This is a genomic window from Aquimarina sp. AU58 (assembly GCF_900312745.1).
Lineage (GTDB): Bacteria > Bacteroidota > Bacteroidia > Flavobacteriales > Flavobacteriaceae > Aquimarina > Aquimarina spinulae.
In genome coordinates this window covers 209,203-229,603 of sequence record NZ_OMPD01000008.1, presented here as the reverse complement: position 1 = coordinate 229,603, position 20,401 = coordinate 209,203, and the positions used below count along the sequence as shown (strand labels likewise).

Annotated in this window: 21 protein-coding genes; 6 read left to right on the top strand and 15 right to left on the bottom strand. The window is 32.4% G+C overall.

The window, feature by feature from the left end:
* The first annotated feature begins 74 nt into the window (after positions 1-74).
* Positions 75-1,085, top strand: a complete 1,011-nt coding sequence (lpxK, locus tag DK441_RS05390; RefSeq protein WP_109097831.1) for a tetraacyldisaccharide 4'-kinase — start codon at positions 75-77, stop codon at positions 1,083-1,085.
* A 102-nt stretch (positions 1,086-1,187) separates the two neighbouring features.
* Here lpxK and DK441_RS05385 read toward each other — a convergent pair whose 3' ends face one another.
* The 3 genes from DK441_RS05385 to lipA form a co-directional block, all read right to left on the bottom strand.
* Positions 1,188-3,314, bottom strand: coding sequence for a response regulator (locus DK441_RS05385; RefSeq protein WP_109098021.1), 2,127 nt, complete (start codon positions 3,312-3,314; stop codon positions 1,188-1,190).
* A gap of 125 nt (positions 3,315-3,439) precedes the next feature.
* Positions 3,440-4,444, bottom strand: coding sequence for a type I glyceraldehyde-3-phosphate dehydrogenase (gap, locus tag DK441_RS05380; protein ID WP_109097830.1), 1,005 nt, complete (start codon positions 4,442-4,444; stop codon positions 3,440-3,442).
* Positions 4,445-4,468: 24 nt separating this feature from the next.
* Positions 4,469-5,341: a lipoyl synthase gene (lipA, locus tag DK441_RS05375; RefSeq protein WP_109097829.1), complete on the bottom strand. Its 873-nt coding sequence runs from the start codon at positions 5,339-5,341 to the stop codon at positions 4,469-4,471.
* Between the two features lie 277 nt (positions 5,342-5,618).
* Between lipA and DK441_RS05370 the strand changes: the two genes are divergently transcribed.
* The gene (locus DK441_RS05370; protein WP_025666704.1) at positions 5,619-5,849 is read left to right on the top strand and encodes a hypothetical protein; all 231 of its coding nucleotides are present in this window, start codon (positions 5,619-5,621) and stop codon (positions 5,847-5,849) included.
* A 15-nt stretch (positions 5,850-5,864) separates the two neighbouring features.
* On the opposite strand, the gene DK441_RS05365 is transcribed toward DK441_RS05370, so the two are convergent.
* The 4 genes from DK441_RS05365 to DK441_RS05350 all read right to left on the bottom strand — a co-directional run bounded on the left by DK441_RS05365 (position 5,865) and on the right by DK441_RS05350 (position 9,173).
* A complete protein-coding gene (locus tag DK441_RS05365; protein ID WP_025666705.1) occupies positions 5,865-6,437 on the bottom strand; it encodes an RNA polymerase sigma factor in 573 nt (190 codons plus the stop codon).
* A 38-nt stretch (positions 6,438-6,475) separates the two neighbouring features.
* Positions 6,476-6,682, bottom strand: a complete 207-nt coding sequence (locus tag DK441_RS05360) for a membrane or secreted protein (RefSeq protein WP_074408896.1) — start codon at positions 6,680-6,682, stop codon at positions 6,476-6,478.
* Between the two features lie 149 nt (positions 6,683-6,831).
* The gene (gene murB, locus DK441_RS05355) at positions 6,832-7,845 is read right to left on the bottom strand and encodes a UDP-N-acetylmuramate dehydrogenase (protein WP_109097828.1); all 1,014 of its coding nucleotides are present in this window, start codon (positions 7,843-7,845) and stop codon (positions 6,832-6,834) included.
* Between the two features lie 134 nt (positions 7,846-7,979).
* Positions 7,980-9,173 (bottom strand): pyridoxal phosphate-dependent aminotransferase, encoded by a 1,194-nt coding sequence (locus DK441_RS05350; RefSeq protein WP_025666708.1) that lies wholly within the window; start codon positions 9,171-9,173, stop codon positions 7,980-7,982.
* A 137-nt stretch (positions 9,174-9,310) separates the two neighbouring features.
* Between DK441_RS05350 and DK441_RS05345 the strand changes: the two genes are divergently transcribed.
* Together DK441_RS05345 and DK441_RS05340 are read left to right on the top strand one after the other, a co-directional pair.
* Entirely contained in the window at positions 9,311-9,499 is a 189-nt protein-coding gene (locus DK441_RS05345) for a hypothetical protein (RefSeq protein ID WP_109097827.1), read from the top strand.
* A gap of 131 nt (positions 9,500-9,630) precedes the next feature.
* Entirely contained in the window at positions 9,631-10,980 is a 1,350-nt protein-coding gene (locus DK441_RS05340; protein WP_109097826.1) for an aspartyl protease family protein, read from the top strand.
* A 56-nt stretch (positions 10,981-11,036) separates the two neighbouring features.
* Here DK441_RS05340 and DK441_RS05335 read toward each other — a convergent pair whose 3' ends face one another.
* Positions 11,037-11,441 carry a DUF1573 domain-containing protein gene (locus DK441_RS05335; protein WP_074408891.1) on the bottom strand — a complete coding sequence of 135 codons (405 nt, stop codon included), beginning with the start codon at positions 11,439-11,441 and terminating at the stop codon, positions 11,037-11,039.
* Positions 11,442-11,698: 257 nt separating this feature from the next.
* Here DK441_RS05335 and DK441_RS05330 point away from each other — a divergent pair, with 257 nt between their 5' ends.
* Positions 11,699-14,332: a valine--tRNA ligase gene (locus tag DK441_RS05330; RefSeq protein WP_109097825.1), complete on the top strand. Its 2,634-nt coding sequence runs from the start codon at positions 11,699-11,701 to the stop codon at positions 14,330-14,332.
* A gap of 64 nt (positions 14,333-14,396) precedes the next feature.
* Here DK441_RS05330 and DK441_RS05325 read toward each other — a convergent pair whose 3' ends face one another.
* The 6 genes from DK441_RS05325 to rsfS form a co-directional block, all read right to left on the bottom strand.
* Positions 14,397-14,663: an acyl-CoA-binding protein gene (locus DK441_RS05325; RefSeq protein ID WP_109097824.1), complete on the bottom strand. Its 267-nt coding sequence runs from the start codon at positions 14,661-14,663 to the stop codon at positions 14,397-14,399.
* Between the two features lie 2 nt (positions 14,664-14,665).
* Positions 14,666-15,313, bottom strand: coding sequence for a phosphatidylserine decarboxylase family protein (locus DK441_RS05320; RefSeq protein ID WP_109097823.1), 648 nt, complete (start codon positions 15,311-15,313; stop codon positions 14,666-14,668).
* Entirely contained in the window at positions 15,303-16,112 is an 810-nt protein-coding gene (locus DK441_RS05315; protein ID WP_109097822.1) for a phosphatidate cytidylyltransferase, read from the bottom strand. The genes DK441_RS05320 and DK441_RS05315 overlap by 11 nt, the downstream gene beginning before the upstream one ends.
* A gap of 1 nt (position 16,113) precedes the next feature.
* Entirely contained in the window at positions 16,114-16,725 is a 612-nt protein-coding gene (locus tag DK441_RS05310) for an LUD domain-containing protein (protein WP_025666716.1), read from the bottom strand.
* A gap of 116 nt (positions 16,726-16,841) precedes the next feature.
* Positions 16,842-18,794 (bottom strand): ATP-dependent zinc metalloprotease FtsH, encoded by a 1,953-nt coding sequence (gene ftsH / locus DK441_RS05305; protein WP_109097821.1) that lies wholly within the window; start codon positions 18,792-18,794, stop codon positions 16,842-16,844.
* A gap of 13 nt (positions 18,795-18,807) precedes the next feature.
* Positions 18,808-19,179, bottom strand: coding sequence for a ribosome silencing factor (rsfS, locus tag DK441_RS05300; protein WP_024770761.1), 372 nt, complete (start codon positions 19,177-19,179; stop codon positions 18,808-18,810).
* Positions 19,180-19,268: 89 nt separating this feature from the next.
* On the opposite strand from rsfS, the gene DK441_RS05295 reads away from it, so the two are divergent.
* Positions 19,269-20,000 carry a biotin--[acetyl-CoA-carboxylase] ligase gene (locus DK441_RS05295; protein ID WP_109097820.1) on the top strand — a complete coding sequence of 244 codons (732 nt, stop codon included), beginning with the start codon at positions 19,269-19,271 and terminating at the stop codon, positions 19,998-20,000.
* Here the strand turns inward: DK441_RS05295 and DK441_RS05290 are convergent, their stop codons facing one another.
* On the bottom strand, positions 20,001-20,393 hold the full coding sequence (locus DK441_RS05290) for an orotate phosphoribosyltransferase (protein WP_074408884.1): 393 nt from the start codon (positions 20,391-20,393) through the stop codon (positions 20,001-20,003). It abuts the gene before it with no gap.
* Positions 20,394-20,401 lie beyond the last annotated feature (8 nt).

Here is a 20,401-nt window from a genome sequence, read left to right as displayed (position 1 = left end):
AAAAAAACTTTTATCAATAATCAAAGTTTCGTTTTATACTTTTGTTGTACTGATATATTGAAAATTTTAAACGTGTGAATTTACTGCGAAAAATACTTTTACCTTTTGTTCCTTTTTATTATTTGATTACCTGGTTGAGAAATAAATTGTATGATCTGGGTATTAAAAAATCTACGACATATACCTTTCCGATAATAGCAGTAGGGAATCTTAGTGTAGGAGGAACCGGTAAATCACCAATGGTAGAATATTTAATGACTTTGCTTAAAGATAAGGTGTCATTAGCAACACTTAGTCGAGGATATAAAAGAGAAACCAAAGGATTTAAGCTGGTTGCTACTTCTTCTACAGCAAAACAAGTAGGAGATGAACCACTTCAGTTTAAAAGAAAATTCACAAATGTTGTTGTAGCGGTAGATGCGGATCGGCGTAGTGGAATTTCTAATTTAAGATCATTAACACCCAAACCAGAAGTGATTTTATTAGATGATGCTTATCAACATCGTAAGGTAAAAGCAGGATTCTATATTTTGCTTACTGCATATTATGATCTTTACTGTAATGATATTGTTTTGCCTACAGGAAATTTAAGAGAACCCAAAAAAGGGGCTGATCGGGCTGATATTATTGTAGTTACAAAATGTCCTAATCCATTGCCTTTTGAAGAAAGAAAAAGAATTACAGATAAACTTGCGATAAAATCCAATCAGGATTTGTTTTTTACCACTATCAATTATGGAAATGATATAGCAAATGTTTCTGGAACAAAACCGATCAGTTCCTTACAAAATATTCATTTTACTTTGGTGACTGGTATTGCTAATCCTACTCCTTTATTAGATTATTATACGTCTTTGGGGTTAACATTTGATCATATTAGTTTTCCTGATCATCATAATTTTACTGATACCGAATTACATAATTTAAATGATCTTGAATTTATTATTACGACAGAAAAAGATTATGTAAGATTAGCTTCGGATATTTCTGAAGAGAAATTATGGTACCAGCCGATAGAAGTAAGGTTTGTAGAAGGAGCTTCTTCTTTTGATGATAAAATATTGAAGTTTATTGAAAAAAACTAAGATCCTATAGTAGGATCTTAATTTTTTAATTCTGGCTAACTCAAATAAGTTTATGTATATAAACTCGGTTAACCTTTACTTCTCAAAAGCTGTGCCAAACCACTAAGCAGTGGCTTGCTTTTTTACCAATGCTTTGTGGAGTTTTGTGAAAAACTCTTCAGTTTTATATGGTTTTGGTATGATGTCATTAAATCCATTATCGTAGAACTCATCCAGATTATCATCAAGAGTAACAGCTGTTAATGCTATAATTGGAATTTCTTTATTGAATTTTCTAATTTGTTTGGTGGCTTCAATGCCACTGATTCCTGGCATATGGATATCCATAAGAATAAGATCAAAGGTGTTTTCTTTTGTTTTGTTTACTGCAATATCACCATTATCGGCAACATCACATCTTATCTCGTTCTTTTCTAAGATTTTTCTGGTAATTAGTTGATTGATTTTATTGTCTTCGACCACCAGTATATGTTTGTCGATCATTATACTGTAATCAATTTTTTTAGCTTCTTCGGTGTAATTAGTGCTTTTGTCTTCAAAAACTTCGAATGTAAGGTCAAATAAAAATTTTGATCCTTTGCCTAATTCACTTTCTAGTTTGATCTCACTATCCATTAAGGACAATAAATTCTTTACTATTGATAGCCCTAAACCTGTACCACCAAATTTTCTATTAATTTGTACAGAGCCTTGAGTAAAGTTTTCAAAAATACTAAGTTGCTTTTTTTCTGATATTCCTACTCCGTTATCTTCAATTTCAAAACTAAGCGAGACTTTATTGTCAATTTGATTAATAGGTTTTACTCGTATCCAAATATCTCCGTTTTGTGTGAATTTTATAGAGTTTCCGATAAGATTAATTAAGACTTGAGAAACTTTAAGCGGGTCTCCTTTAAGTTTAGCCGGGATAGACTCATCAAATTCGTAATGTAAATTATTATTTCTGTCTTTAGCAGATTTACCCAGCGCTATTAATACATCATTTATTCGTTTTTTTAAATTGAATGATGTGTTTTCCAGTTCTACTTTGTTAGCCTCAAGTTTATTGAGATCCAGAATATTATTAATTAGTGACAAAAGATATTCTCCAGAGAATTTGAGAGAATTAAGATGCTCTTTTTGATTAGGTGTAGGGCTTTCTTCGAGTAACAAATGTGTTAATCCTGTAACAGCATATAATGGTGTTCTTAACTCGTGTGTTATTGTAGAAAGGAATTGAACTTTGGCCTCACTAGCTCTTTCTGCATTCTCTTTTGCCAGTATAAGTTCTGTGTTTTTATTTTGTAATAATTCGTTTGCTCTGGCTCTTAGGTTGTTATTTTTATAAAGAGAAAGCGTTAAAAGAGATAATATTGTTATCAAAGCAATACTTAGTATGGTTGTAAGTCGCCCTAATTTTAAAGATCTTTGTTGTTGTATATTTTCCTCTGTTAGCTCTTCTATTAGAACATTATTTTCATTTAGATTTAGTTTTGCGCCTGCTTCCTGAGCTATAATTTCTTTATTGGTATTAAAAAGAGCATCTTTTATTTTTTCGTGTGCTCTAAGGTTTTTAAGAGAGGCGGGATAATCTTCTTTTCGTTCATATATCTGGCTAAACAGTTCGAAACATTCTGATTGTATTTCTGCATATCCCATATCTTCACCAATTTGCATAGCCAAATCATTGGTTTTCATGGCTTCATCAGGTTGGTTTATTGATAATTGTGCTCTGGCTTTATTTGTATAGAGTTTTGCTTTGAAGTAATACTGATCAAATGAATTTATGATAGGAAGCCCGCTATTAAAGTGTTGTATAGCTAATTTGGGTTTTTCTTGAGCGAGAGCTAAAAGTCCAAGATTTAATTTTATAGGTCCTTCCTGATTTTTGTAATCATTTTTTTTGGCTATTGCTAATGCGTTTTGAAGGGATTTTAATGCGGTTTTAAATTTTCCAAGCTTTGTAGCAATTGATCCATATATTGTATATGAAGAAACAAGCATAAATTCGTCATTGGTTTCATTCTGAAAAGCAATAGCATCTAGGATTTGCTCTTCAGCTTTTTTGAGATCTCCCAATTCGCGGTATAGTTTAGCAAGTACCATATTGGTCTTTGCTATATAAGTTTTGTTTTGTTGTTGTAAAGCAAGCTCTTTTGCGTTGATAATATTAGAAAGCGCAAGTTCTAATCTAGTTTGGTCAATAGATTGTGAAGCATTCATCAAATAGCTCTCAATAGAGTCTTTCATTTGATTGTTTTCTGAAAGCTCAGTCGTTTGTGCAGAACCAAAAAAACAACAAATAAGTAAAAATTGCGCTATAAAATATTTGATTTGGGTTGGCATTTTCCTCTGAAATATCTCAACTAAGATAGTTATTTCTTACAAATGTTAATAATTAAATCAATTATTCTATTACTATATCCTATTTCATTGTCATACCAACCTATGATTTTTACCATTTTTCCTATCACAGAAGTCATTAAAGAATCAAACGTACAAGAGTACGGATTGCCAAGTATATCAACAGATACGATAGGATCTTCTGTATAAGACAAAATACTTTTTAGACTAGTTTGGGAAGCTTTTTTAAATTCGTTGTTAATTTCTTGGATAGAAGTTTGTCTTTTAACATTAAAGGTAATATCTGTGAGTGATCCATTCGGGACAGGGACTCTGATACCACATCCTCCTATTACATCACTTAGTTCGGGAAATATTTTTGTTAGTGCTTTTGCTGCACCAGTTGTCGTAGGTACTATGGATTGACTTGCGGCTCGTGCCCGTCTTAAATCCCTATGTGGTTGGTCATGTAAACTTTGATCAGTAGTATAGCTGTGTACAGTGGTGATGTAAGCTTGTTCAATTCCGCATAAATCATTAATTACCTTGATCATTGGTGCTGCATTGTTTGTAGTGCAAGAAGCATTAGATAAGATAGTTTCTGACCCATCAAGGATATGATCATTTACACCTACGACGATAGTTTTTATACTATCTTCTATAGAAGGAGCAGATAGGATAACTCTTTTTGCTCCAGCCTTAAGGTGTTTTTCTGCATCAGGTCTGGTTTTAAATTTTCCAGTTGATTCGATAACAATATCTACATCATATTTTTTCCAGTTACACTGTTCGGGATCTTTTTCATTAAGTAAAGGTATTGATGCATCTTGTACTATAATATGATCTTTGGTATGCGATACCTCAAAAGATAAAATACCATGTATGCTATCATATTTAAGAAGGTGACTTAAAGTTTTTGAGTCGGCGAGGTCGTTTATTGCTACAACTTGTATGCTAGGATGATTAATTAATAATCTAAACAAGTTACGGCCTATTCTTCCAAAACCGTTGATGGCAATTCTAATAGGTATATTCATTAAATCCTTACTACTGTTTTTGGATTAAGTTAAATGCTTTTGAGCTTTATATGAAGATCTTACCAAGGCACTACTTTCTACATGCCTAAATCCCATTTCTAAACCTATTTCTTCATATTTTTTAAACTGATCCGGAGTTATAAATTGTTTTACAGGAAGATGTTTTTTGCTTGGTTGTAGGTATTGCCCTATAGTAACAATGTCTAAACCTACTGTTCTAAGGTCGCTTAGTGTTTGTATAACTTCATCTTCTTTTTCTCCAAGCCCCAGCATGATTCCGCTTTTTGTACGTTCAATACCATTTTCTTTAAGATATTTTAATACTTGTAAGCTTTGTTCATATTTGGCCTGGATGCGAACCTCTCGAGTTAGTCTCTTTACAGTTTCCATATTATGAGAAACCACTTCTGGTTTTACTGTAATAATTCTATCTATATTTTTTGTTTTTCCTTGAAAATCCGGAATTAATGTTTCTAATGTAGTTTCTGGATTCATTCTGCGAATAGCTTGAATAGTTTCTGCCCAGATAATTGATCCACCATCTAACAAATCATCTCTATCTACAGATGTAATGACAGCATGTTTTATCTTCATCAATTTTATAGATCGAGCTACTTTTTCGGGTTCTTCCCACTCTACAGTTTCTGGTCTTCCGGTTTTAACGCCACAAAAACCACAGGAACGGGTGCATATATTACCTAATATCATAAAAGTAGCAGTCCCTTCACTCCAGCATTCCCCCATGTTAGGACAGCTTCCTGAGGTGCAAATGGTATGTAAGTTATATTTATCTACTAATCCCCGAAGCTCTGTGTATTTCTTTCCCGTGGGAAGTTTAACACGTAACCATTTTGGTTTTCCTTTAGGAGGTGCTACGCTAGCAACATTGTTATTCATACAAGCAACATTTTTAGCAAAAATACAAAGAAAGCTTAGATTAAGATGAAGTTTTGAATAAAGTTAATACATCGCTATAAGAGGTATCTTGATTTTGAAAAAGAAGTACATTGTTAAACTACTTGATATTAAAGGAAAACAAGAGCTATAGTTTCTGTAGATTTCTCCTTACAGTAAAACCATATCTATACAAAGTCTTAACATCAGGTTAAAATTAAGTTAACGTAAAATTTTTTTTGAATTTGACAGTTATCTCATGTGATAAAGAGAAAAAATCATGCCCGAAGAATTGATAAGTCTTAAAAAAACAAAAAACAATCGAAAGCGTGTAGAAAAATGGTTGCTTAATAACCAGAAGTATATTAATATCACAGCTATAGAAAAAGAGATTTCTGCGCCAAAAGGATTGATACAAAAGTTTGTGAAATACGATAAAAAGATCAACGACAAATGGATTGATCCATTGTATAGCGTTATCAAAAGGTTTACTTCTTTTACCTTGCGATAGTTTTTCGTTTATAAATTAGTGTTTTGCATTAGTAATTATTTCAGAAAGTAGTTTTCTGGCCCTCAATAACTTTACTTTAACATTATTTATAGGTTCATTGAGATGATCAGCAATTTCTTTATAACTTAATTCCTGAAAATATCTTAGGTTAATTACTTTTTGGTAATTAGGTTTTAGTTGTTTAATGTAGAGCAGTAATTGAGCTAAATTTTGCTCGGTAATTAGTTTATCTTCTGGGGTTGGATTATGATCGATGATTTTATATACAGCATCATCTACTTGTGTTGTGGTTTTGGACTGTATTGATGCATTTTTTTTTCGCAATAGATCTATATGTATGTTTTTTGAGATCTGAATCAACCATGTTTTAAAGTTGTATTCTTCTTTAAACGTGTTAATTTTGTCAAATGCTCGAGAAAAACTTTGTATAGTAATATCCTCAGCTTCGTACTCATCCTGAGTTTTTTTCAACTGAAAATTGTACACATCATTCCAAAAAGTATCAAGAAGATAATTAAAAGATATTTGTTTCCCTTCTTTAGCTTTTTTGATATGATCTTCTAAAAGGATAGAGTCTTCTTTTTTCAATACATTGTTTTTGAGTGAAATAGATAATCGATAAGAAACTATTTAGTGTGTTTTTCTTCGTTACAGCTTGAGTACTGATCCGGAGTTTTGCCACAAAGAGAACATGATTCACCTTCTTTATTTAAAAATGGACTTTGACTTGCGCAAGTACCAGCAAATTTACCATCTTTTTTCGCCCATAGTTTAATTGCAATACCACCAAATGCTAATAGTAATAAAACAATTGTAAGTAATAAAAGCTTCATAATAATATAAAAAATCAAAATTGATTACAAAGATACAAAGAATGTATGGCTAAGAAGCTATTAAACAAAAAATTAAGAATAATGTGTCAATTCTTGATTAATATTAGCCTTTTTTGATTAGATATATTTATAAATGTCTCAATATTGTATTATATAATATTGACTTCAGTTTCCAGAAGAATATCAAATTTTTCTTTTATGTGGGTTAAAATTCTTTTGGATACATTCAAAATTTCATTTCCAGAGGCATTATCGTAGTTTACCAAGACCAAAGCTTGCTTTTCATGCACTCCTGCATCACCCCAACGTTTTCCCTTAAAACCAGATTGTTCGATCAGCCAGCCTGCAGGAATTTTAATATGTTCTTCATCTATTTTATAGAAAGGAATGTTAGGATATGCCTTTTGAAGCTTGGTAAAATGTTTAACATCAACAACGGGATTTTTAAAAAAACTACCACTGTTTCCTATTTGTGAGGGATCGGGAAGTTTGCTTTTTCGTATAGCAATCACTGCTTCAGAAACATCTTTAATTGTGGGTTGGGTAATTTCCCTATTTACCAAAGCATTTTCTATTGCACCATAGCTTGTATTAAGAGTGTGTTCTTTTTTAGTTAATCTAAAAGTGACCTTGGTGATTATGTATTCACCTTTTACATCGTTTTTAAAAATAGAGTTGCGATATCCGAATTTGCAATCTTTTTTTGAAAAGATACGTTTCTTTCGGGTATTGATATTGATTGCTTCGCAACTTGTCATTGTATCTTTAAGTTCTACACCATAAGCGCCAATATTTTGAATAGGGGCACTACCTACATATCCGGGAATTAGAGATAAATTTTCTAAGCCTCCATAATTATTTTTGATACAGTATTGTACAAAATCATGCCAGTTTTCTCCTGCATTTGCAGATACAGATACATATTTGTCTGATTCTTCTATAGCTGTAATTCCTTTTATAGCAATATGCAACACTAACATGTCCAGATTTTTTGTCAATAGCATATTGCTTCCGCCGCTCAAAATAAAAAGTGGATTTTTATTGTTTTTTAAGAGCATTGTATCGAGTTCGGATTCTGATGTAATAGCCGCAAATTCTGCTGCGACGACGTCAATCCCAAAAGTATTGTATTTTTTTAAAGATTTATTATATTCAATTTTCACACGTTTAAATTTTAGTAATTATTTGATGATAAATTAATTATAAAATTGAGAACATGTGTAATCACTACGTTCTCTCATTAAAAATCTAAAACATTTCCTTTTGGGAAAATAGGTTTAATTTTTTAATGTTCGCCTCATTGATTATTGTATTTTTCAAGAGCTATTTTTAATATTTCAATTGCCTTTTTAAGATCTCTTCGATTTAAAACATATGCTATTCTTACTTGATTTTTCCCCTTGTTTGGTCCCGAATAAAATCCAGAAGCTGGTGCTACCATAATAGTTTGCTTATCTAAATCAAATTCATCTAGAAGCCATTGTGCAAAATGATCAGCATCTTCGATTGGTAATTCGGCAATACAATAAAAAGCACCTTTAGGAACTCCTACTTTTACTCCTGGAATTTCTCTAAGTCCGGCAACCAAGGTATCTCTCCTTAATTTGTATTTTTCAACCGTTTCTGTATAATAAGATTCTGGCGCTTCTAAAGCCGCTTCACTAGCAATTTGCGCAAGAGTAGGAGGGCTTAGTCGTGCTTGTGCAAATTTCATAGCAGTTTCCATTACACTTTTGTTTTTACTTATCATACATCCAATACGGGCTCCACACATGCTGTATCGTTTAGAGACAGAATCTACAATAATGGCATATTCATCAAGGCCTTTTTCTTGTAAAATAGAGTAATGCTCTGAGTCGTCATACACAAATTCTCGATACACTTCATCAGAAATCAGAAATAAATCATACTTGATAGCAAGTTCTGCTAATTGTTTTATTTCTTCTTTGCTATAAAGGTAACCTGTTGGATTACCGGGGTTACAGATCAGTATGGCTTTGGTTTTTTTTGTAATCAATTTTTCGAACTCTGCAATCGATGGTAATGCGAATCCGTTTTCTATCTTAGATATAACAGGAACTACCTTGACAGTAGATTGTGTAGAAAAACTATAATAATTTGCATAAAAAGGTTCGGGAACTATAATCTCATCACCAGGATCTGTAATACTACCCATGGTAAAAATTAATGCTTCACTACCTCCGGTAGTGACCAAAATTTCATCAGAAGATACCGTAATATTATGTTTTGCATAATAGTCGGCTAATTTATTTCTAAAACTTTCAAATCCGGCAGAGTGGCTATACGCTAAAATGTCTAATTTGTGGTTTCGTATAGCATCCATCGCTTCAATCGGTGTTTTTATATCTGGTTGACCGATATTTAAATGGTAAATATGCTTACCTTCTTTTGCAGCTTTTTCTGCAAAAGGCACCAATTTTCGAATTGGTGATTCGGGCATAGCTTTGCCTTTATGCGATATTATTGGCATCTGATCTGATTTAAAAAAATAAAATAGCGGTAAATTTCTTAAATATTTTAGGAATAGGGGGTGTAGTTGGGGTGTTTTTTTAACTATTTTTTTATATTTAATGCGATCAAGCTTCTATGACTTAATTTTGTTGTTTTATGAAAGGTAGGCTTTTAATGATATTTTTACTTTTCAATTTTGTTCTTCATGCTCAAAATGATTTCAGATTGCCTTTTAAACAAAATAGCACTAAGATTAAATTTCAATTAATCAATAATCTAATTGTTATTCCTGTCGTTGTAAACGATACCAAGCTTTCTTTTATTCTGGATACTGGTATTGGGTAAAATGTTAGGAGCAGAGGTAAAGTGCAAATTCTATCTAAAAAAGGTTATCTAACAAAAGAATGATGTATTTGAATTTGTAAATCCCTATTTAGTTTGTAGGTTTTTCAACTATATTTTTTATATTTAGAGTAATGAAGATTTTATCACTAGATTTTTGTCATTTTTTTAAAAGTAAGATTTTAGTACTATTTATAATCTTTAGTACAGCTCTTTTTGCCCAAGAAAACTTCCGGTTACCTATTGGGGAAAAAAGTGATAAGATTAGATTTGAATTAGCAAATAACCTTATTGTTATTCCTGTTGTTGTAAATGGTGTCGAACTTTCCTTTATTTTAGATACCGGTGTGGGATCCACAATTATCTTTAGTGTAGACAATAAAAGCTCCTTAGAACTTAAGAATGCATCAAAAATTTACCTTAGAGGGTTAGGTGAAAATGAACCCGTAGAGGCTATAAAATCAATTAATAACGAAGTTAGGATAGGTGATGCTGTTAGTACTAATCACAAGATTTACCTGGTTTTGGATGAGTCAATTAATTTTTCTCCCAGAATGGGATTTCCTGTACATGGGATTATAGGTCATGATTTTATTAAAAACTTTGTTTTGGATATTAATTATGCAAAGCAGTACATAAAAATGTATAAACCAGAGTCGTATACTTACAAAAAGTGTAAAAAGTGCTATCAAACCAAAATTGATTTTAGGGAAAAAAAGAAAAGACCTTTTATTACAGCTCAATATAAATCTGCTAATGGGTTGATCGATATCAATCTTTTGTTAGATTCGGGTTCTGGTTCTTCTTTATGGTTATTTGAGAATAAAGAAAAAGGGATATATGCAGGTGAGAATTCCTTTAGAGATTTTTTGGGTAAAGGTTTTAGCGGAGATATTTATGGTGAAAAAACTAAAATAAGGGAACTCAATATTGGTGAATTTAAAATGAAGGAGGTAACAGCCTCATTTCCGGATTCTATCTACATACAAGGAATATCTTTAAATAACAGGCAAGGGTCATTAGGAGGAAATATCCTAAGGAGGTTTAATCTTATTTTGGATTATACCCGTCAGAAAATATCTTTTAAAAAGAATAGTTTTTTTAATAAGCCTTTTCATTATAATATGAGTGGGCTTACCATTCAGCATACAGGTTTCACAGCAGTAAGAAATTATAAAGAAGAAGATAGAGTGTATTTGGGGTTAAATAAATTAGTAAACCAAAAAACGATTGAGTTGACAAACAACTTTATTCTTCAGCCTAAGTACGAAATTTTGGATGTTAGACCTAATTCGCCAGCTGATCTTGCGGGTTTAAAAAAAGGAGATGTTATTTTACAAGTAAATGGTAAAAGTGCATATAGGTATAAGCTTTCTGATCTAAATGATATGTTTTATTTTGAAGAAGGAAGAAGAATTAAGATGAAAATAGAACGATTAGGAATAGAAATAAGCTACAATTTTTCACTTAAAAAAGTAATCTAAAAATAAAAAAGGACACTCTAGAGTATCCTTTTTTGTTACGATTAATTATACGAGTTCTAGTTTTTCTTTTCTAAAACACTTTTATCAAGGACAGTTCCTTTAATTTTTATAGCCATTGTAGGAGTATCTCCTGCATTAGATGTTACTGTAATAGTTTTACGAATTGGTCCCACTCTTTTGGTGTCGTATTTAACTTCGATAACACCAGATTCTCCTGGAGCAATTGGTTGCTCTGGTTTTTTTGGAATGGTACATCCGCAGCTTGAATATACTCTGGAGATAACTAAAGGAGCATTTCCTGTATTTGTAAATTCAAATTTGCGTACACCGTCGCTGCCTTTGGCGATTTCGCCATAATCAACAACTTCGGATTTAAATTTTATTTGCGCTTTATTAGTGTCTTGTGCATTTAAGGTTGCGCCAAGAACACCAATAAATAAAATTATCATTATTTTTTTCATGATGTAGGTTTTTGTTAAACGTAAAAGTACTTACTTTTTATTCAACTGCAAAATGATACCTAAAAGTAAGAGGTCAAAAGCTAGAGGTGTGAGGTTAGAAATTTTCATATAGCACATGATATAAACTATTATATTTTTATAGCTACATTGTTTAATTTCATTACTCAGGTTTTTTTTAAATTTTCATATTTCTAACTTCGTACTTCATACTTTAATAAGTACTTTTGCACTTCTTAATTCAAAAATCAGACCAAAGTATGTCTTTAGCAGGAAAATACGATGCAAAATCGATAGAAGAAAAGTGGTATGCCTACTGGATGGAAAATAATTATTTTCACTCAGAGGTTGATGAAAGAGAAGCATATACTATTGTTATTCCACCACCAAATGTTACTGGTGTTTTGCATATGGGGCATATGCTTAACAATACAATTCAGGATGTATTAATCCGTAGAGCCCGTCTAAAAGGGTATAATGCGTGTTGGGTACCTGGAACAGACCATGCCTCGATAGCAACAGAGGCTAAAGTTGTTGCTAAGCTAAAAGATGAAGGGGTTGATAAAAACGATCTTACCAGAGAAGAGTTTTTAGAACACGCCTGGGAATGGACTCATAAGCACGGAGGAATTATCCTGGAACAGTTAAAAAAATTAGGAGCTTCTTGTGATTGGGAACGTACTGCTTTTACAATGGATGACAACTTGTCGGCATCTGTAATTAAGGTTTTTGTAGATCTGTATAATAAAGGATTAATTTATCGTGGGTATAGAATGGTAAATTGGGACCCTCAAGCTAAGACCACCTTGTCTGATGAAGAAGTGATTTATGAAGAAAAACAAGGGAATTTATATTACCTAAACTATAAAATAGAAGGAACAGAAGATACACTAACTATTGCAACAACTCGCCCAGAGACAATTATGGGAGATACCGCAATATGTATTAATCCAAATGATAATCGATTTACACATCTTAAGGGTAAAAAAGCTATTGTGCCTATTGCTAATCGCAGTATACCTATAATCGAGGATGAATATGTAGATATGGAATTTGGTACTGGATGTCTTAAAGTAACACCTGCTCATGATCCTAATGATAAGACTTTGGGAGATAAGCATAATCTAGAGGTTATAGATATCTTTAATGATGATGCTACATTAAACTCTTTTGGATTGCAGTATGAAGGAAAAGATCGTTTTGTAGTTCGTAAAGAGATTGTAAAGGAACTTGAACGTATTGGAGTACTTGCAAAAACCGAAACACATCTTAATAAAGTAGGAACTAGTGAGCGTACCAAAGCTGTGATCGAACCAAAATTAAGTGATCAGTGGTTTTTAAAAATGAAAGATCTGGCCAAACCAGCATTAGATGCTGTTTTAGATAAAGAGGTAAATCTGGTTCCCGAAAAATTTATAAATACCTATCGCTACTGGATGGAAAATGTTAGAGATTGGAACATTTCACGCCAGTTATGGTGGGGACATCAAATTCCAGCATATTTCTATGGAGATGGTAAAGAAGATTTTGTAGTCGCAGAAAGTAGAGAAGAGGCTTTGGTTTTGGCTAAAGAAAAAACAGGAAATACCGAGTTGACTATTGCAGGTCTTACTCAGGACCCTGATGCTTTGGATACCTGGTTTTCTTCCTGGTTGTGGCCTATGAGTGTTTTTAACGGTATTTTAGAGCCAGATAATAAAGAGATTAATTACTATTATCCAACTAATGACTTGGTTACTGCACCAGAAATCTTATTCTTTTGGGTAGCACGTATGATTATTGCTGGATACGAATATCGAGGAGAAAAACCTTTTACTAATGTATACCTTACCGGTATTGTAAGAGATAAGCAACGCCGTAAGATGTCTAAATCTTTAGGTAATTCTCCAAATCCGTTGGATTTAATTGACCAATATGGAGCAGATGGTATTAGGGTAGGAATGTTGCTAAGTTCTCCTGCAGGAAATGATTTAATGTTTGATGAAGACTTGTGTAAACAAGGTAGTGCTTTTGTTAATAAAATATTTAATGCCTCTAAACTTATTCTTGGCTGGGAAATTGATAATACTATAGAGCAACCAGAAGCTTCTGCTATGGCGATAGCGTGGTATACTTCAAAATTTCAGAAAGCACTGTTAGAGCTTGAAGATAGTTATGCAAAATATCGTATCAGTGATGCTTTAATGACAACATATAAGTTGATATGGGATGATTTCTGTAGCTGGTTATTAGAGATGGTGAAACCTTCTTATGGTAGCCCTATTGATGGTAAAACGTATCAGGAGGTGATCAAAATTTTAGAAGACAACTTAAAGGTTTTACATCCTTTTGTTCCTTTTATTTCTGAAGAGATATGGCAACAGATCACAGATAGAACACCAGAAGAAGCATTAATTATTGGCAGTTGGCCAGAACCACAAGTAGTTAATGAAACTTTGATTGCAGAATTCGAAATTGCGGCACATGTAGTTTCTGGAATTAGAACTATACGAAAGGAGAAAAATATAGCGTTTAAGGAAATTATCGAATTATTTGTATTAAATAGTGAAAATAATAGCGCCTCTTTTGATGCAGTGATTAGTAAACTCGGAAACCTGTCGACATTAAGTTATGTAGATGCCAAGGTTGAAGGAGCACTTTCTTTTAGAGTAAAATCTAATGAATATTTTATTCCAATTTCTGGAGCGATCAATGTAGAGGAAGAAATTAAAAAATTGACCGATGAGTTATCGTATACAGAAGGTTTTTTGAAATCTGTTCAGAAAAAATTACAAAATGAACGCTTTGTAAATAATGCGCCAGACCAGGTTATTGCTAACGAAAAGAAGAAACAAGCCGATGCCGAAGCTAAAATCGCTACTATAAAATCAAGCCTGAAGAGCTTGCATAATTAGATGTAATTGGTATATAATAATTTAAAAAAGGCCTTGATTTATATAAATCAAGGCCTTTTTTAAATTAATCAGTTATATATTTATTTACCAATTCGATATATTTTTTTTTGGCTTCTTTTGGGGTGAGGTTTTTTGCTTGAAAAAATGCGTTTAGTTTAAATGCATTTCTAAGCTCACTGTCTCCTGAAGGGGTAAAAAAACCTTCTGTATGTGTTGCTCTTTTGTAATATGCATAAAAATGAAGCATAACATCGGGAGGCAATTGTATTTTAGTATTGCAGGCGCGCTCATATGCGTCATCGAAGGCGATATTTAATTCTTCTTCGGTCATGATTATAGATTAGCAATAACACTTTCTCCTCCTTTTACTTTTTGATTTAAAGTAACACTTACATCGGTTCCTATAGGTAAATATACATCTACCCTTGATCCAAACTTAATAAAACCACTATCAGAGCCTTGAACCACCTTTTCTCCTTCTTTAGCATAATTTACAATTCTTTTTGCAAGGGCTCCTGCTATTTGTCGATAAAGTACTTCTATACTATTGTTTTTTACAACAACGGTAGTTCTTTCATTTTCTTCAGAAGCTTTAGGATGCCAGGCTACAAGGTATTTACCAGGGTGATATTTGCTAAAAATAACTTCACCGTTTATTGGATGGCGTGTTACATGAACATTTACCGGGGACATAAAAATTGAAACCTGTAAACGATTATCTTTAAAATGCTCTTTTTCGAATACTTCTTCGATAACTACTACTTTTCCATCAACAGGTGCAACTACAGTACTATCATTTACTGTTGTATGTCTTTTAGGATTTCTGAAAAACTGCAAAATTAAAATCAGAAATACTAATGTAACCAAAAATATAGCGATTTGCCATTCATCGATCTGAATCGCTACGTATGAGGCCAAATTAATGCCTAGAAATAATACAAGTGCTACCGATATTATTTTATATCCTTCTTTATGAAACATGCTTTAATATTTGTAAAAATGCATATAAAAATGGGCTGGCAAATATAACACTATCTAATCTGTCATATATGCCGCCATGACCTGGCATTATAGTGCCGCTGTCTTTAACTCCAGCCTGTCTTTTGAACTTAGATTGGATTAAGTCTCCCAGAGTCCCAAAAATACTCATAATTATGCTTATAATCAACCAAATTCCTATTGATAAAGTATTGGTAAATATGGCGATTAAATATCCTGCTAATAATGAGAAAATAAACCCTCCGACAAACCCTTCTATAGTCTTTTTTGGAGATATTCGTTCTAATAATTTATGTTTTCCAAAATTTTTACCAACCAAATAAGCAAAAGTGTCATTGACCCAAGTGATTAAAAATGCTCCCGCAATAATGAAAGGTTGATACTCTCCTGTATAATAAGGTACAAGAGTTAGAAATACAATAGATGTGATTAGATAAAAAATACTGGTATGATATTTTCGTTTCTCGAACATTGGGATAATACGAATTGTAACTAAATCTTTTACCAAAAACAATTCTGTAATAATGGTAAGGGTCAAAACAGGGAGAATAAGATAAAAATAGAGCTTATCCTGAAATATGTTTAACACTGCCAAGAGGGTAATAAATATTACATACAATCTTTTATTTCTAAGATAAATTAATTTTTGAAATTCATATATAGCAATTACTCCAAAAACCAAAAAGATCCCAATAAAGGTATATCTATTGATGCATATAGATAGTAGTAAAATAGAGACATATAAAAGCCCCGATAAAGATCTTGTAAGCAGTTCCTTCATATTATAAATCTTCCAGCAGCAGCAAATATAAATTTTTTGAACTATTTCCATAGCTTAAGAAATCCTTTTCTTTTTGCGGTTCAAAATCTTTGATTGTAGTAATGTTTGAAGGAATAGAATTTTTATTTTTATTTTTTATACCTTTTAATCCTTCGCCAATACTCTTAACTAGCTGACTGGTAGCTGCTAAGATTACAAAATTATCAGGAAGCTCGGTAAGTTTTTTCTCTCTAAGTTGGTTTGAAGACACTAATATAGATCCGTTATCTGCAATTAAATATTCACAAGTAGCAAAAAAGAAAGAGGCAGAAAAGCTTTTAACATAATTTAGATTGAAACCAGAGAATTTATGTTCTAAAGCAATATCAAAACAGCATACATCTTTCTCATACCAATCATTTTCCAAAAGAATCTTATCAAAAGAATCAGAGACTTCATTTTCATCATCACAATAAAGAAACTTACCACCGTTTCTTTTAAAATTTATCATAAAGCTTTCATCAATCGGTAGATCGATTTCTGGCATATATTTACTGCGATCATCTAAGTGACGTTCTTTACTCTTTTGGTCTGATTTAGATTTTGAGGAAAATATTCTTCTAAATAGACTCATTTTTTGAATTGGGATTGGGAAATTACGGTTTTACATTACCTCCAAAGATAAAAAAAATCTTAACCTAATATTCCGTTAGGTTAAGATTTTTCAATTTACAAGTAAAAATAATATGTTTAAGAGGGTTCTTTAATGATTTCTTCTTCTTTTTTACCGAATGGTCTTTCGCCAAAAATTTTCTCTAAGTTATCTTTAAAAATCACTTCTTTTTCTAATAAGACCTCTGCTAATTCTGTTAGCTTGTCCTTATTTTTTTCTAATAATTTAATTGCGCGTTGATACTGCTCTTCAATTATATTCGAAATTTCTTTATCAATAAGCTCACTTGTTTGTTCGCTATATGGTTTTGTAAAATTATATTCACTTTGTCCCGAAGAATCATAGTAGGTAAGATTTCCTACTTTATCATTTAATCCATATACGGTAACCATAGCTCTTGCTTGCTTAGTTACTTTTTCTAAGTCACTTAGAGCGCCTGTAGAGATTTCATTAAATATAACTTTTTCTGCAGCACGACCTCCTAATGCAGCACACATTTCATCAAGCATTTGATTTGGTCGTACAATTAGCCTCTCTTCTGGTAAATACCAAGCAGCACCTAGAGATTGTCCTCTGGGTACAATAGTAACTTTTACTAGTGGAGCAGCATGTTCTAACATCCAGCTTACAGTTGCGTGACCTGCTTCATGAAAAGCAATAGCTCGTTTTTCATCAGGGGTAATGATTTTATTCTTTTTCTCTAATCCTCCAACAATTCTATCTACAGCGTCAAGAAAATCTTGTTTTCCAACTGCTTTATTACCTTTTCTTGCAGCAATCAAAGCAGCTTCGTTACATACATTTGCAATATCAGCACCAGAGAATCCCGGAGTTTGTTTTGCCATAAATTCGGTGTCGAGTTCATTTTCAACTTTCTTTAATGGCTTTAAATGAACATCAAATATTTCTTTACGCTCACGAATATCCGGAAGATCTACATATATCTGGCGATCAAAACGACCGGCACGTAATAATGCTTTATCAAGTACATCTGCACGGTTGGTAGCTGCTATAACAATTACATTGGTATTTGTACCAAAACCATCCATTTCTGTTAGTAGCTGGTTTAATGTATTTTCTCTTTCATCATTAGATCCCGAAAAATTACTTTTACCTCTGGCTCTACCCACAGCATCAATTTCATCAATAAAAATAATAGCAGGGGATTTCTCTTTTGCTTGTTTAAACAAATCCCGAACACGAGAAGCTCCAACACCAACAAACATTTCTACAAAATCTGATCCTGATAGAGAAAAGAATGGCACTTTTGCCTCACCAGCTACAGCTTTTGCTAATAACGTTTTACCAGTTCCCGGAGGCCCTACTAGTAAAGCTCCTTTAGGGATTTTACCTCCTAAAGAGGTGTATTTTTCTGGGTTTTTAAGAAAATCTACAATTTCTTGTACTTCTTCTTTGGCACCTTCTAATCCAGCTACATTTTCAAAAGAAACTTTAACTTCGGTATTTTGATCAAAAAGCTTAGCTTTAGATTTACCAATATTAAATATTTGTCCTCCGGCACCACCACCAGAACCACCACTCATTCTTCGCATGATGAATATCCATACTCCGATTATAAGTGCAAATGGTAAGAGGGTAATAAAAATTTCTCCCCATACATTACTTTCGGTATCATAATTTACCTGGGTTGATAATCCGTTCTCTTTTTTTATTGTGGCAATTTTATTTTCAAAATTCTGTAAGTCACCAAATTCAAATTGATAATCAGGATCATTTGGACTTGCTGGTAATAGAGATTTGTTCTTATTTTTTTGATGCTTATCTAATGATTTAGCTTCACCAGTAAGAAAGACCTTAGCATTTCGGCGATTTACAATCACTACTTTTTCTACTTCTCCGTTACTTAAAAACTCCTGGAATTCAGAAGGAGAAGTAGTGGGAGCAGATCCTAGTCCACTTCCACCCATAAAATTCAATATTAAAAAACCAACAATAATAATTGCATAAATCCAATATGCACTAAACTTTGGTTTTTTATTTGGTTCTGTTTTTTTATTTTCTTTCGCCATTTACGGTTTTCTTTTAATAATTCGTTTCGATAACTGTAGTTTTTGCATCTCCCCAAAGTCCTTCTATATCATAGAATTCTCTGATGTGTTTTTGAAAAACGTGCACAACAACATTAACATAATCAATTAATACCCATTCTGCATTTTCACTACCTTCGATATGCCAAGGTTTGTCTTTAAGTTCTTTACTTACCGTTTTTTGGATAGAGCTTACAATTGCATTTACTTGCGTATTAGAAGTTCCGTTGCAGATTACAAAGTAGTTACATACTGTATTTTCGATATCTCTGAGATCTAAAATATTGATATCCTTACCTTTTACTTCTTCAATACCTTTTAATATTTGAGTAATTAATTGATCGTTACCGATTTCTTTTTTAGTCATGCATTTTTTTAATTTGTGTAAAGTTATTACTTTTTATGATTTTAATGTCTGTATTAGTCGGACATTTGTAAAACTTTTACACCTTATACATGCATATAATCAAAGTTGATGCCATTGACTCTACAAATACTTTTCTAAGAGACTTGAATCGTGAAAAGCATTTTACCGCTCCAGTTTGCGTAATAGCAAGAAAGCAACTGTCGGGTAAGGGACAGATGGGTACGATTTGGCAAAGTAACCCAGGCGAAAACCTTACATGTAGTGTGTTCATGCCTATTGAGGGATTACCGTTAACAGATCAGTTTTATGTTTCTATAGCTACATCATTAGCTGTTTATGATACTTTAAATCGTCTTATAGTACCTAAATTATCTATAAAATGGCCTAACGACATTCTGTCAGATAAGCAGAAATTGTGTGGTATTTTGATAGAAAATGTGGTAAAGAATGGCAGTATGATCGGAGCTATTATTGGGATTGGAATTAATATTAATCAAATAGAATTCGATAACTTACCTCAAGCAGGATCCTTAAAACAAGTTTTGGGCCAGAATTTAAATATTGAAGAAGTCTTACAATCTTTATTAGTCCAGTTAGAAAAACGATTTTCTGCGTTGTGTATTTCTAATTTTATACACCTTAAAAAAGAATACGAGGCGGTACTTTTTAGAAAAAACAAACCCTCTACGTTTTTAGATGTAGAAGGCGAATCTTTTGTTGGAATTATCAAAACTATCACCAACGAAGGTAAGCTTCAAGTCTTAATAGAGGATGAAATCATCTCGGATTTTGACCTCAAAGAGATTAAATTATTGTACTAATTATAGTTTACCTATATTTTCTATTAGGGTATTGATAAAATTCTGGATGGGATTTTTAATCATCATCGACATCATAGCATTAAACTGCCCATCAAAAGTAAGTTTTGCTGTGCTTTTTCCATCTCCAGAATCAACAATATCTGCAGTTAATGTAAAAGGAAGCTTGTCACTAGCAGCTCCAAGAACAACCTGACTTGGGCTCGTACTTTCTTTTTGATCTAATACTAATTCTGGCATTCCTTTTAATTGGAAAAGAAACCTGGAATCACTTATTTTTTCAAATTTTTGCTTACTTTCTGGCATAAGTTGCTCAAAGTTTTCAACTTTAGTCAAAAATTCGAATACATCTTCTGCTGTTTTATTTACAGTAACAGTAGGGCTTTCTAAGTTCATAATGTTAT

Excerpts from the sequence above, each read along its gene's own strand:
- DK441_RS05315 (WP_109097822.1), bottom strand. The coding sequence starts at position 16,112 with ATGAAGGAACTGCTTACAAGATCTTTATCGGGGCTTTTATATGTCTCT.
- DK441_RS05330 (WP_109097825.1), top strand. The coding sequence starts at position 11,699 with ATGTCTTTAGCAGGAAAATACGATGCAAAATCGATAGAAGAAAAGTGG.
- DK441_RS05340 (WP_109097826.1), top strand. The coding sequence starts at position 9,631 with ATGAAGATTTTATCACTAGATTTTTGTCATTTTTTTAAAAGTAAGATT.
- DK441_RS05360 (WP_074408896.1), bottom strand. The coding sequence starts at position 6,682 with ATGAAGCTTTTATTACTTACAATTGTTTTATTACTATTAGCATTTGGT.
- DK441_RS05370 (WP_025666704.1), top strand. The coding sequence starts at position 5,619 with ATGCCCGAAGAATTGATAAGTCTTAAAAAAACAAAAAACAATCGAAAG.
- rsfS (WP_024770761.1), bottom strand. The coding sequence starts at position 19,179 with ATGACTAAAAAAGAAATCGGTAACGATCAATTAATTACTCAAATATTA.
- gap (WP_109097830.1), bottom strand. The coding sequence starts at position 4,444 with ATGAATATACCTATTAGAATTGCCATCAACGGTTTTGGAAGAATAGGC.
- DK441_RS05335 (WP_074408891.1), bottom strand. The coding sequence starts at position 11,441 with ATGAAAAAAATAATGATAATTTTATTTATTGGTGTTCTTGGCGCAACC.
- DK441_RS05345 (WP_109097827.1), top strand. The coding sequence starts at position 9,311 with ATGAAAGGTAGGCTTTTAATGATATTTTTACTTTTCAATTTTGTTCTT.
- DK441_RS05290 (WP_074408884.1), bottom strand. The coding sequence starts at position 20,393 with ATGAACTTAGAAAGCCCTACTGTTACTGTAAATAAAACAGCAGAAGAT.
- DK441_RS05325 (WP_109097824.1), bottom strand. The coding sequence starts at position 14,663 with ATGACCGAAGAAGAATTAAATATCGCCTTCGATGACGCATATGAGCGC.
- DK441_RS05350 (WP_025666708.1), bottom strand. The coding sequence starts at position 9,173 with ATGCCAATAATATCGCATAAAGGCAAAGCTATGCCCGAATCACCAATT.
- DK441_RS05295 (WP_109097820.1), top strand. The coding sequence starts at position 19,269 with ATGCATATAATCAAAGTTGATGCCATTGACTCTACAAATACTTTTCTA.
- DK441_RS05385 (WP_109098021.1), bottom strand. The coding sequence starts at position 3,314 with ATGAAAGACTCTATTGAGAGCTATTTGATGAATGCTTCACAATCTATT.
- DK441_RS05310 (WP_025666716.1), bottom strand. The coding sequence starts at position 16,725 with ATGAGTCTATTTAGAAGAATATTTTCCTCAAAATCTAAATCAGACCAA.
- ftsH (WP_109097821.1), bottom strand. The coding sequence starts at position 18,794 with ATGGCGAAAGAAAATAAAAAAACAGAACCAAATAAAAAACCAAAGTTT.
- lipA (WP_109097829.1), bottom strand. The coding sequence starts at position 5,341 with ATGAATAACAATGTTGCTAGCGTAGCACCTCCTAAAGGAAAACCAAAA.
- DK441_RS05320 (WP_109097823.1), bottom strand. The coding sequence starts at position 15,313 with ATGTTTCATAAAGAAGGATATAAAATAATATCGGTAGCACTTGTATTA.